This window comes from Agrobacterium sp. El2ro-1b, assembly GCF_048298475.1.
Taxonomy (GTDB): Bacteria; Pseudomonadota; Alphaproteobacteria; order Rhizobiales; family Rhizobiaceae; genus Agrobacterium; species Agrobacterium fabrum.
Genome location: NZ_CP103458.1, coordinates 1,402,640 through 1,414,339 on the forward strand (window position 1 = coordinate 1,402,640; position 11,700 = coordinate 1,414,339).

Genomic DNA, 11,700 nt, shown 5'->3' on the forward strand with positions numbered 1-11,700 from the left:
TCCCGGATGGGACGCGCACAAGCAAATTTGCGCCGAAGCCGACAAGGAGCGTGATCGGCTTAACGTGACGGGCGATCGAAAAGGCTAAAGAACAGGAAGCCGAGCAGGAAGCCGAAGACATGTGCATCCCAGGCGATTTGGCCACCGACATCACCGAATAGCGGCACGCCGACTGCAATCAGCACATTGCCGAACAGCCACATCAGCGTGAAGATCAGCACGGTGCGGTTGGAAAGCGCCGCAAGAATGCTCTGCCGCGGCATCAGATGGCCGAAGGAGGCGCTGTAGCCACCGCGTACGGGAAAGGCGAAACGACAGGCCGCCCCCATCAGCGCCGAAACGACGCCGGACGCGCCGATCAGCACCGTGACATCACCCCAGTTCAAAGCCGCATGACCAAAGGCCGAAACGGCGGCGGAAATGCACCATAACAGCACGAAGCGCACTGTTCCGATCCGGCGCAGAACCGGCGCGCCGAAGGCCATCAGCCACAGGCCGTTGAAGAGAATATGCTCGATGCCGCCATGCAGGAAAGAATAAGTCACCGGCGTCCAGAGCCATTCCAGCCCCTGCTGAGAAAAAGGCACCGCATAACGCAGCGGAATGAAGCCGAAGGTGAAGATGAACCAGCCATTGCCTTCCTCGGAAAGGAGGTAGGCAGGAACGACATAGGCAATGGCCAGCGCTGCCAATATGCCGACGAGCAGCCCCGGCAGGTTGAAGATGGGATTGTTCGTGTCGTCTTTCGGTTCCGGCGTTTCCGAAACCGGCGGCTGTTCGCCGTCCTCATAGGACATGATCCCATCCCTGTTTTGGTCGAAATTGGTGTTCCCCGAGCAATATAGGAAGCCCGAACGAAAAAAAAGCCGTCCCGCCTTTGTAGTACGCGACGCCGAACCGCAACCGGTTCGAGCGCCGAGCCACGGGCGGTCCGGCTTGCCGGCACGCCCTTGGAATCACGGGCGGCGCCATCAATTGTGCTGAAGGGAGAGTTCCCCCGACATGGCGGAACGGATGCCATGACTGTGGTCGCCAGACAATCTCAACCATTTGTTAACCTTAACAAATCCGGTTGGCACGAAAATCGCTACACATAGAATTACAGACGTTCGGATGGACATGATGTCCCAAAAGCGAACAAGGAGAAATGCTATGAAAAGCATGGCCGGACTGGACATATATGCCTATTGGGATGAATTGCGCGGCAGCAGATCCGCGCCGCGTCGCGAGGATATCAATCCCGCAAAACTCAAAACCCATCTTGGCGATCTTTTCATCCTCACGGACAAAGGAGAGGCCACCCCTTTCTTCCGCCTTGCGGGCACGCGTCTCTGCGACCTGTTCGGCCGGGAATTACGCGACCGGCCGTTTTCGGAGCTGTGGCATCAGGTGAATGCCATTTTCCCCTGCCGGGTGGCGCGCGGCATCCTGCACCATCAATTGCCCGTTGTCTTCGATGTCGAAGCGGAAGACGATTATGGCGCGGTACCATTGGCGTTCGAAATGCTGCTTTTGCCGCTCCGCACGGATGCCGATGCCGCCCCGCGGCTGCTTGGCGCGCTGCTTCCCGAACGGCCGCGCCACGAATTCGCCGCACCCATCCGCTGCCTGTCGATGAAAAGCAGCCGCCTGCTGCGCATGGACATCGCGCCGTCAGAGCATCGGGCAGACATGGAAACCGCCTCTACGCCATTTGCGGGACGCTTCTGACGACCTGTCCCGCTACGCATGCCCAGGCCGCAGGGTTACCGTTGTCGCTGATTTTTAAGAAAAATAGGTCAAAGCTGTAACGATTTTACCGATCAGAAGAATTGTAGAGATTAAAGAATACAGTCTGTTAACTCGCGCAATGTAGAAACCTACCGTCATCATTCATTATAATTGCGCTGCTCATGTTTTCGTCCCGCTCGGTCAACACCGCCCAAATTATGCGCCCGGTTGAGGAAGCCCACCTCGACGATGCCGTCCGTGTGTCCTTCACCGGCCGCCTGATGTTGCCCGACCATGAAGAATATGATTGCACCGCGACCGAGATGACCGCCGAACGGGCGCAGTTCACCTGCTCGGGCATGGCCCGCAATGGTGACCGCGTCATCGCCTATCTCCAGCATATTGGCCGGATCGAGGGCACGGTGACGGCGCTGACCCCAGCAGGCTTCCTCATCGCCATCAACGCGCCGGAGCGCAAGCGGGAAAAACTCGCCGCCCAGCTGGCATGGATCGCCAAACGCCAGTTGCTCGGCCTGCCGGAAGACCGCCGCCATGATCGCCTGACGCCGCGTAACGCAAAAGCGCAGCTCGTTCTGGAAGACGGCGTGCTCGTCGCCTGCCGGCTGATCGACCTTTCCCTGTCGGGTGCAGCCATCGAGATCGAAAACCGGCCGCCGCTCGGCAGCCGGGTCCAGCTTGGCAAGAACATGAGCGGCAAGATCGTGCGCCACTTCATGGAAGGCGTCGCAGTCGAGTTCGACCGGGTGCAATCACCCGACGCGCTGATCGAGTTCATTTAAGATCGTCCAACGGATATGGTGCGGCTTCGCGCCGTTAAGCTGCGTGCGGTATTTTCAGCGCGCGGTGCCCTTCGCCATGGCCTCATAGTCGAGAGTAACCCCAGGCTGGGTTATCTCTCCCCTTGCGCCAGAGCAGGATGCAAAGATCGCCTTCCCGCAAGCGCCGCTTCACCTCGGAAGCCTTCATTCTCCCGTTCTCTCTGCCGAACTTCCATGTCCATACCGTGACTGCCTACGCCATCCTGCGCATGCGCGGCGTGCCGATCGGAAAACGCGATTATGAGGGCCAGCTGCGCACCAGATCGGCCCAGATTATTGCTCCCAGCGACCGCAAAAGCCGGTTTTCAAAGATTTTTCCAAGAAAAATGCGATTTTTTCGAAGTTTTTTTGCCGCCCTTTTCGGACTGTTCCAGCCTGAAACACTCATCCCAAAACGGGAAATCCACGTCTTCGCCAAGCCCTGCGAGCCGACCGCAGGCCACCACAAAAATCGCGGGGTGTGGAAAACCGCTTTAAATCCAGCGGTCTAGATGACTACCAAAAACCTAAAGCGGGAATGCGTAAAATTGTAATAAAAATTGGCTCAAAAACGCGTAAAAACTCACTCAAATACAGTTCAAAATAGCCGCTAATTTGCTGAAATTTAAGCTCAAATTGCCCCACCTAAATTTCCGTCGGCTCAAAATATAACTGCGAATGTCTCCTCACCACGGGGAGACAAGCAATGAACAAGAACAACCGTTTCGTATTCACTCTGATCGCATTCATCGTCAGCGCCTTCGCCCATCAGGCCAGCGCTTCGCCGGCCGCCGTCATGCGTGTGATCGGCAAGGCCAATCCGCCGATCGGCCACTATGAATTCTGCCAGACCTATCAGAGCGAATGCCAGCCGACCTCGCTGGACAACGGCCCGTTGCAGCTGACCGAAGAGCGCTGGAAGACGATGCTCGACGTCAACTACACCGTCAACACCACGATCACGCCGATGACCGACATGGAAATCTATGGCGTTGAAGAGCGCTGGGCCTATCCCACCACCGTCGGCGATTGCGAAGATTTCGTGCTTCTGAAGCGCAAGATGCTGATGAACAAGGGCTTCTCCCCCTCCAACCTGCTGATCACCGTCGTTCTGCAGCCGAATGGCGAAGGCCACGCCGTTCTGACCGTCCGCACCGACCGTGGCGATTTCGTTCTCGACAACATGCGCAACAAGGTGATGAACTGGTCGGAAACCGAATATACCTACCTGAAGCGTCAGGACACGGCCAATCCGGGCCGCTGGGTGAAAATTCAGGACGGCCGCGCCACCGCTGCGGTCGGCGGCATCCGGTAAATCACGGCAAGCCCCACAGCATACCGTCTCCGTCTCCCCAAATAAAAAGCCGGCTCCGCAAGGGCCGGCTTTTCATTTGCCGATGAACGCCTGACACTCGACGTCATCCTCGGGCCTGTCCCGAGGATCTGATCACGTCCAACTCAATTGAGACGTCGCAGATGCTCGGGACAGGCCCGAGCATGACGGAGGATAGCTTTCAGGACACCATCGACTCGGCCGGCGACACAAGGATTTCATTTTCATCCATGGAACGTCAGAGCAAGCCAAGCTCGGCCAGTTCCCGCCTGAGGTCGGATGGCATGTCTTCCCCGCCACCGCCGCCACCGAGATCGCGTGGCGCCTCGTCATTCTTCAGGTAACGCCAGCCCTGAAACGGCCGCTTTGGCGCAGGCGAGGTCTCGATCACCTCGGGGCCGAGAATGAGGTCGCAGCGGGTAATGCCGTCTTCCCCCTTGAAGGAGCGGATATCGAGCAGCTTCTGCCGCGCCTGCACCTGTCCCTTGATGACCCAGTAAAGCGAACCGCCTTCCAGCAGTTCCTCGACCCGTTTCGGGATCATACGGGTAGTGTGGACGCTATGCGGCTCAAGGCCGGCGGCAATGGCCGTCAGGGATCGATGCGCCACCCATTCCCTCAAATCCTGAAGGGAGTCCGCACCGACGCAAAGTTTAATGAGATGTAGAGGCATGCCCCTATCAATGCCTTTTTGCGACGGGCGTCAAGCATCTGGACGGTGCCTCACGCCCTGCCCGCTCAGCACTCCACAACGTTGACGGCGAGGCCACCGGTGGAGGTTTCCTTGTATTTTTCGCTCATGTCATTGCCGGTCTGGCGCATGGTCTCGATACAGGCATCGAGCGGCACGAAATGTTGTCCGTCGCCCTTCAATGCCAGCGAGGCAGCCGTTACCGCCTTCACGGCGCCGAGCGCGTTGCGCTCGATGCAGGGCACCTGCACCAGTCCCGCAATCGGATCGCAGGTCATGCCAAGGTGATGTTCAAGCGCGATTTCGGCAGCATTTTCGATTTGTTCAGGTGATCCGCCCATGACGGCAGCGAGCCCTGCCGCTGCCATGGCAGCAGCCGAACCGACTTCGCCCTGACAGCCCACCTCCGCGCCCGAAATGGAAGCATTATGCTTGATGATGCCGCCAATGGCCGCCGCCGTCAGGAGGAAATCCCGCACGTCGTCGACAGTCGCATCCTCGTGAAAATGCCGGAAATACCTGACCGTGGCAGGCACGACGCCCGCCGCACCGTTGGTCGGCGCGGTGACGACACGCCCGCCTGCGGCGTTCTCTTCGTTCACGGCCATGGCATAAACACTGAGCCAGTCATTCGCCATGACGGGGTTGAGCCGGTTGCTGCGCCACTCCTCATTGAGTTTCTCATAGATGGAACGGGCGCGGCGGCGCACTTTCAGGCCTCCGGGCATGATGCCATCCACCTTCAGACCGCGCTCGATGCAGCCGTTCATCGCGTCCCAAATCTGGTCGAGGCGCTCGTTCAGCTCGTCGCGTGAGACCGCCGTTTCTTCGTTGGCGCGCTTCATCTGGGCGATGGTGCGGCCGGAACGGGCAGCCATATCGAGCATTTCCCGCGCGGACGCAAAGGGATAAGGCACACGCGGACCGTTATCGATGGTCTTGCCGCGCTGCTTGATCGCCTCCAGTTCCGTATCGGTCACGACGAAACCGCCGCCGACGGAATAATAGATGCGCTTGATGAGCAGCCTGCCCTGATTGTCGAAGGCGGAGAAGATCATGCCGTTGGCATGGCCGGGCAGCGGGTTCTTCTTGTCAAAGACCAGATCTTCGGCCGGGCGGAACACATAGGACGGGTGGCCGGGCGGCGTGACCGTGCCTGCCTTTTCCACCGTCTCGATGATGGCGTCCATCGCATCGGGATCGACAAGGTCAGGCCGCTCACCGGTGAGACCGAGAACGACGGCACGCCCGGTGCCGTGGCCGATGCCGGTAAAGGCGAGAGACCCGTGCAGGCTGACCTTCAGCTGCGCAACGGCCGCACCCGCCGGCCGCGGCCACTCATCACTGAGGATCAGCGCCAGAAAGCGGTTCGCAGCCGTCATCGGCCCCATCGTATGGGAGCTGGAAGGACCGATACCGATCTTGAAGACGTCGAAGACCGAAAGAAACATGAAATATACCCTGCATAATGGATTTCAGCCCATCATATCCAAAGCTGCGGCGGATCGCCACAAAAGAGCGGCACCGGCTTTTGCAGCTGCGACATGAAGGTGCCGGAAACGAAAACAGCACGGTTTCCAGAGGAAACCGCGCCGTTTCAAAACCCGTCATTCAGGAGAGAAGCTTATGGGCTGCCAAAAATGTACGTCAATGCGAGAAAAGCGGCAAAGCCTGCAAGTGCGCGTATGGTGACGCCCCAGCAGGATTTCTGAGCGGTTTCTTCCATGATTACTCCAGCTATTCACTCTCCGGGGGATCTTCAAGACCCGGCCCGTTGAGGCAAGCATTTATTAAAATCCGGCGGCGAACGCAAATGCAAAAAGCGGCTAAATGAAGGCGTTTTCGATAAGCTGCCATTCGCCCCGTGCATAGGTCCGTGAAAAAACAAGGTGTTAGCAGCGGGCTTGAAAAGGCACGGTTCGGGGCTCCGCCGCAATTTAGGCTAAAGTGTAACCGTTTTTTAATGCTTTCCTACAAACCCCTGTTGAAAACCATCGCCGCCGGCACGTTACGGTCGAATTTCCTGCGGTGAAGGACCGCGGCTTGAAAGGCCACGGGCGCTGCTTTATCGACGATGGCAATGACAACGGGGCGAGTCTTTCCATGCAGCAGGCATCCTCTTTTCCCGACCGCGACACGGTCGCATCGAAACTCACCTCGCTGACCAGCGAGGACAAGGCCTGGGTGCTGCTGTTGATGGAAAACGCCCTGCAGGATGAAAATCTGCTGACTGGCCTCAATCTTTATCTCGACCAGCAGACAAGCGCCCGCTTTCTCAACAGTCTGAAGCTGGAAGCGACCGGCGAATGGCTGGGGGGCAATGCCCCTGCCCGCCTGCAGATCCGCATCGCGGAAATTGGCAAGGCGAGCCAGCACCCCGCCTATCTCGCCTTCCGCAAGGGGCTGACGGCATCGGCCGGTCTCGAAAAAGCCTATCCCAAAGCGCCGATCTGATTTTTCCGGCTAATCCGGTACCCTGTCGACAACGGCGATGATCGGCCCCATGGAAAACAGCTGGTCCCGCCGGTTCATCGCGGGAATATCGACGCTGGATATCGTGCCGTCCAGATAAAGCGCATTGGGCGCATCCAGCACATCCCTGAACAGCGTGCCGAAATCATAGAAGCGGACGGTCGTTTCCGAAATGGCGAAATGCACCCTGCCGTCGCGGGAGACACCGACGCCGTTGCGGCGTTTCAGGCTGTCGCTATCGGGCAGGAAGCGCGGATGCAGCTTCCCGTCGATTACCAGCATCGGCCCGGACTGGGTGGCGAAATCGGGTTTCGGGTCTGCCGCCAGATAGGCCTCGGTCTCCAGCACCCCGGCACTGTTGCCCTTAAGATAAAACACGCCATTCGGCAGAAGGTGGAAATTTCCCCAGCCGCCCAGCGTGCTGACCGGCGAACGCTCCACGCCGTTTTCGACGAACAGGCCAACGGGCGAATAGTCGGAATGATACATGCCGCCATTCATGGCGAAGACGCTGAACATGTGCTGCCCCCACAGAGCGGAGGACAGATCGGCAAAGCTCCGGTATCCCTGTCCGGAGACATGATCCTGATCATAGATGCGGATGGTGTTTTTTGCCGGGTCGAAGCTACAGACGGTATAGCGGCCGCCGGCATGGTCGATGCTCTTGCAGAAATCCGGCTGCCCGCCGGCCTGCGCCGAAAACGGCAGAAGCAATGGCAGCAATACCTGCGCCAGTTTCTTCATCGATACGATCATGCCCGCCCCTCTGATTCTCGTCAGGCGAACATTCGCAGGGAAATTCGGTCAAAGAAAAGGCGCTACCCGGGTTTTCGGGTAACGCCTTTCCGGGAGGGGAGCCTAGATTAGCGGCGTGCGGCGCGGTCCACGCTGCGGCCGGCATCCTGGGTCGCGTCAACGGCGTTCGCCGTATCCCGGCCTACGCCGCGAATGGTGTTACCGCAGGAACTGAGGGTGACGACAGTCAGCAAAGCGACAAAAACGGTCGAAAGAATACGTGTGATCATGTGAAACTACTCCCCTATGACTTGCCGTCCAACGGCAAGCGCCGATGTGATATGCGTCACAATAACGTGAGTCCGCAAAAACAGTTCCCGCTGCATTTCAAAAAATCCTGTCGATGAAAATTAACAGGGTTTTGAAGTTCCCAAGAGAAACTAGGTGCCAGGATCGTGGCTTAGGAAATTTCCGTGGGTGATATGACTGACATCAACAATCGGCTTCTCGTGATGACGGCAGGTGGCGCAAACCCCAATGTCATGATCAATGCATTGGCCGCCCGTTTTCCGGATATCCACATCTTCATGGAGCAGCCGGAAAGCAAGTCGGCCATTCTCAAACGCCGGGCACGGCGGCTCGGCTGGTTTGCCGCCGCGGGCCAGATGGCGACGATGGTTGCATCCCGCCTCGGCAAACGCTTCACGGCCCGAAGAAGCCACGAAATCATCGCCGAACACGGCCTGTCTTCCGATCTCCACCACGGTCTTCCCGTCACGCAATTTACCTCGCTCAACGACGAAGAATGCCAGAAAGCCGCCAATCTGCTGAAACCAGCGGTGATCTTCACCATTTCCTGCCGCCTGTTGACGCCGGCGACGCTGCGCACCCTGCAATGTCCGGTCATCAATTTCCACGCCGGTATCAATCCCGCCTATCGCGGCCAGATGGGCGGTTATTGGGCGCTGGTGGAAAAGGACCGCGGCAATTTCGGCGCGACCGTGCATCTGGTCGACAAGGGCGTGGATACCGGCGCCACGCTTTATGAAAAACGGCTGAAACCCTCGCCTTCCGACACCATCGCCACCTATCCGCTGCTTTTGACCGCCGCCTCGGTGGATATCGCCGTCAGCGCCATCGAAGACGCCCTGTCCGGCAGCCTCGCGCCGCAGCCGCCCTCGCCCGGAAAATCGGTGCTGCGCTTTCCGCCACCGATCTGGACATGGCTGTGGAACGGCCTGACGAAACGGATCTGGTAAAACTGCACGCAGGCACTCGCAGCCAAGCCTCGTCGCAGATGCAAGCCTGTCTTGCCGCAACAGACACAGACTTCGGCGGAAAAACGGTGCATGGTAATAAAAAGGATCATGCTCAAATTGCCAGATATTTCCGCCGCCTACCTCATTCCCGCCTCCATCGAAGCCTCACCCGCGCAGGTACTCGGCCCGGCAAGCCTCGCCGGGATCTTTCCTCGGGGTGTCCGCGTCTATCTGACGGACACCGGAGCAGCCTCGCAGGAAAAGCTGGTGGATGCCGCCACACATCTGCGCAATCTCGGTTATGAACCGGTGCCGCATCTTGCAGCGCGGCGCATCCCCTCGCGTGTGGAATTTGAGGAGCAGGTCAAGCGGCTGGCGGGTGAAGCGGGTGTTACCGATGTTCTGGTCGTCGGCGGTGGCGTCGACAGGCCGGCTGGTCCCTTCGCCTCCAGCATGGACATGCTGTCATCGGGCATTTTCGACCGTTACGGCATCAAAAAGATCGCAATCGCCGGCCACCCCGAAGGCAGCCCCGATTTCAGCGAGGAGACGGCGATTGCCGCCCTGAGGCTGAAACGCGATTTTGCCGAAAGAAGCGATGCGGCCATGCGCATCGTCACCCAGTTCGGTTTCGATCCCGCGCGCTTCATCGCCTGGGCGGAAGGCCTTGCGGCGTCAGGCATCGATCTGCCGGTGCATATCGGCGTTTCCGGCCCGGCCAAGATCACGACGCTGCTGAAATATGCAGCACTCTGCGGTGTCGGCAATTCCATCGCCTATCTCAAGAAAAATGCGCTTTCCCTGACCACGCTCGCCAGAGGCCATTCGCCTGACAGCATCGTTGGGCCGATCGAGCGGCACTGGCAGGCCAATCCGCAGGGGCCGATCCGGCAAATTCACGTCTTCCCCTTTGGCGGATTGCAGAATTCCGCCGACTGGCTGGTCAGCCGCGGAAGCTGGCAGACCGGCGACGCAGGCCGTTCGGCGCCGGTGGATTCAATGGCTGGCTGAAAGCCGCCTTCCTCACGGCGCGACGGACGAGGCCGTCGCGCGCGCTTCACACTTTACGCCGCCTTTGCGACCTCGACAAAGGCATTGCGGATGCTCTCTGCCACCGCCAGAACGGGACGGGACGCCTTGTCGCCCATGATCAGGCGAATATCGAAAGAGCCCAGCTCCGGCAGGCCTTCCTTGTCGCCCAGAATGACGAGATCATTCTGCACGTAGGACCGTGGCAGCGGCGCGATGGCGAGATCGGCGGCAATTGCCGCGCGCTGCGCCATGGTATGGCCGCTGAGATAGGCCACGCGGAAATTGCGCCCGCGCCGCTCCAGCGAAACGATCGCCTCCGAGCGCCAGATGCAGCCCTCTTCCCAGATCGAGATTGGCAGCGGATCACGCAGATACGCCGTGCCGCATTTGGCGCCGGCCCAGACGAGACGTTCGCGCATCAGCACCTCGCCCGTATCCCGAAGCGGATGCGAGGCACAGTTGACGAGCGCGAGGTCAAGCCGCTGCTCGTCCATGCGCTTGTAGAGGTTGGAACTGGAATCGATCGTGACATCGATCATGATGCCGGGGAAAACATCGGCAAAGCGCTTGAGAATGCCGGGCAGCAGGCCGCGCTCGCCGATATCCTCGGGCGCGCCGAGCCGCACCACGCCTGAAAGTTCCGGCATAACGAAACGCGAGACCGCCTCGTTGGAGAGCGCGATCATGCGCCGCGCATAGGTCAAAAGCGTCTCGCCATGCGCCGTCAATGTGACCGAGCGCGCATCACGCAGGAAAAGCGTCGTCTTCAACTGCTCTTCGAGCTTCTTGATCTGCATGGAAACAGCCGAAGGCGTTCTGAACACCACTTCCGCGGCGGTGGAGAAATTCCCCGTTTCGGCGATGGCGACGAAGGTTCTCAATATGTCGTTATCCAGCAACGGCAGCGGTTGGCGGAAAGTCACGGTCATGGCACGCACCTTCAAATATTTTGATTTATAGATGGATATCATTTCGTTTGATTGAATGTCAACAACCGCGCACCATCCGGGACATCGACAAACGGGGTGGATGAGCCTCGCAGGAAATGAAGCGACACCGTGGCACGGACTGAAATGCTCCTACAGCCGCTGCCATCAATTCATTCCCGCTGTTGATGGATGGCATAAGATTCATTCGCTTGCCTGATGATAAAGGCGAGCACATACCGAAGCCATAAACAGGATCGTGGTTCACGAAAGGATCAAAGACATGACCATGATACATTATCTGCCGGTGACAAACCGCTCTTCACTCCGCCCGTCGCCCAGCGGCTGGCTTGATCGCCTGTCCAGCCATTTGTCCGCCCGTTACGCGGAATGGCGCCGCGACAGGATGCTTCGTGCACTGGAGGCACTGCCACCCGAAACATTGAAGGATATCGGATGGCCGACGACCGACACCACCCGCATACATGCCGTCCGCAAATGATGGCCGACCGATGGCTCGCAACCAGTGAATGTGTTGCGAGCCACTATCTCCAATCCTGAGTTATGTTATGAAGGACGCAAATACACCTGCCTGTTTTGCATGCGACAGACCGCCTGTTTAGAAGGCGCGTCGCAAAATTTGCATATTTCAAAAGCTATTCTTTGACAGCTCCATTTTCGCGACGTATTTTTCGCGAAAGATGTCGCAATGAGGACATCCAGA

General features: G+C 58.7%; 15 protein-coding genes. 9 read left to right on the forward strand and 6 right to left on the reverse strand.

Features of this window, described 5'->3' with window-relative positions; translation table 11 throughout:
- Positions 1-59 precede the first annotated feature (59 nt).
- A complete protein-coding gene (locus tag NYR50_RS06880) occupies positions 60-797 on the reverse strand; it encodes a rhomboid family intramembrane serine protease (RefSeq protein ID WP_418137188.1) in 738 nt (245 codons plus the stop codon).
- Positions 798-1,152: 355 nt separating this feature from the next.
- Between NYR50_RS06880 and NYR50_RS06885 the strand changes: the two genes are divergently transcribed.
- The 4 genes from NYR50_RS06885 (at position 1,153) to NYR50_RS06900 (ending at position 3,843) form a co-directional block, all read left to right on the forward strand.
- Positions 1,153-1,710, forward strand: coding sequence for a PAS domain-containing protein (locus NYR50_RS06885; protein WP_418137189.1), 558 nt, complete (start codon positions 1,153-1,155; stop codon positions 1,708-1,710).
- 182 nt (positions 1,711-1,892) lie between these two features.
- On the forward strand, positions 1,893-2,510 hold the full coding sequence (locus NYR50_RS06890) for a PilZ domain-containing protein (RefSeq protein ID WP_006314338.1): 618 nt from the start codon (positions 1,893-1,895) through the stop codon (positions 2,508-2,510).
- 122 nt (positions 2,511-2,632) lie between these two features.
- A complete protein-coding gene (locus tag NYR50_RS06895; protein WP_418137190.1) occupies positions 2,633-3,040 on the forward strand; it encodes a DUF1993 family protein in 408 nt (135 codons plus the stop codon).
- Positions 3,041-3,234: 194 nt separating this feature from the next.
- A complete protein-coding gene (locus tag NYR50_RS06900; RefSeq protein ID WP_006314336.1) occupies positions 3,235-3,843 on the forward strand; it encodes a transglutaminase-like cysteine peptidase in 609 nt (202 codons plus the stop codon).
- A 256-nt stretch (positions 3,844-4,099) separates the two neighbouring features.
- On the opposite strand, the gene NYR50_RS06905 is transcribed toward NYR50_RS06900, so the two are convergent.
- Together NYR50_RS06905 and NYR50_RS06910 are read right to left on the reverse strand one after the other, a co-directional pair.
- Positions 4,100-4,534, reverse strand: coding sequence for a DUF1489 family protein (locus tag NYR50_RS06905; protein WP_418137191.1), 435 nt, complete (start codon positions 4,532-4,534; stop codon positions 4,100-4,102).
- Between the two features lie 65 nt (positions 4,535-4,599).
- The gene (locus NYR50_RS06910) at positions 4,600-6,003 is read right to left on the reverse strand and encodes an L-serine ammonia-lyase (protein WP_174008667.1); all 1,404 of its coding nucleotides are present in this window, start codon (positions 6,001-6,003) and stop codon (positions 4,600-4,602) included.
- Positions 6,004-6,096: 93 nt separating this feature from the next.
- Between NYR50_RS06910 and NYR50_RS06915 the strand changes: the two genes are divergently transcribed.
- Positions 6,097-6,264, forward strand: a complete 168-nt coding sequence (locus tag NYR50_RS06915) for a hypothetical protein (protein WP_174008668.1) — start codon at positions 6,097-6,099, stop codon at positions 6,262-6,264.
- A gap of 391 nt (positions 6,265-6,655) precedes the next feature.
- Positions 6,656-7,006: a hypothetical protein gene (locus NYR50_RS06920; RefSeq protein ID WP_418137192.1), complete on the forward strand. Its 351-nt coding sequence runs from the start codon at positions 6,656-6,658 to the stop codon at positions 7,004-7,006.
- A 9-nt stretch (positions 7,007-7,015) separates the two neighbouring features.
- On the opposite strand, the gene NYR50_RS06925 is transcribed toward NYR50_RS06920, so the two are convergent.
- Together NYR50_RS06925 and NYR50_RS06930 are read right to left on the reverse strand one after the other, a co-directional pair.
- Positions 7,016-7,780, reverse strand: coding sequence for a phosphodiester glycosidase family protein (locus tag NYR50_RS06925; RefSeq protein WP_174008670.1), 765 nt, complete (start codon positions 7,778-7,780; stop codon positions 7,016-7,018).
- A gap of 107 nt (positions 7,781-7,887) precedes the next feature.
- On the reverse strand, positions 7,888-8,049 hold the full coding sequence (locus tag NYR50_RS06930) for an entericidin A/B family lipoprotein (protein WP_003515706.1): 162 nt from the start codon (positions 8,047-8,049) through the stop codon (positions 7,888-7,890).
- A gap of 192 nt (positions 8,050-8,241) precedes the next feature.
- On the opposite strand from NYR50_RS06930, the gene NYR50_RS06935 reads away from it, so the two are divergent.
- Positions 8,242-9,018 carry a formyl transferase gene (locus tag NYR50_RS06935; protein ID WP_418137265.1) on the forward strand — a complete coding sequence of 259 codons (777 nt, stop codon included), beginning with the start codon at positions 8,242-8,244 and terminating at the stop codon, positions 9,016-9,018.
- A gap of 90 nt (positions 9,019-9,108) precedes the next feature.
- Positions 9,109-10,029 carry a methylenetetrahydrofolate reductase gene (locus tag NYR50_RS06940; protein ID WP_418137194.1) on the forward strand — a complete coding sequence of 307 codons (921 nt, stop codon included), beginning with the start codon at positions 9,109-9,111 and terminating at the stop codon, positions 10,027-10,029.
- Positions 10,030-10,082: 53 nt separating this feature from the next.
- Here the strand turns inward: NYR50_RS06940 and NYR50_RS06945 are convergent, their stop codons facing one another.
- The gene (locus NYR50_RS06945) at positions 10,083-11,021 is read right to left on the reverse strand and encodes a LysR family transcriptional regulator (protein WP_006314318.1); all 939 of its coding nucleotides are present in this window, start codon (positions 11,019-11,021) and stop codon (positions 10,083-10,085) included.
- A 238-nt stretch (positions 11,022-11,259) separates the two neighbouring features.
- Here NYR50_RS06945 and NYR50_RS06950 point away from each other — a divergent pair, with 238 nt between their 5' ends.
- The gene (locus NYR50_RS06950; RefSeq protein ID WP_174008673.1) at positions 11,260-11,478 is read left to right on the forward strand and encodes a hypothetical protein; all 219 of its coding nucleotides are present in this window, start codon (positions 11,260-11,262) and stop codon (positions 11,476-11,478) included.
- The last annotated feature ends 222 nt before the right edge of the window (positions 11,479-11,700 follow it).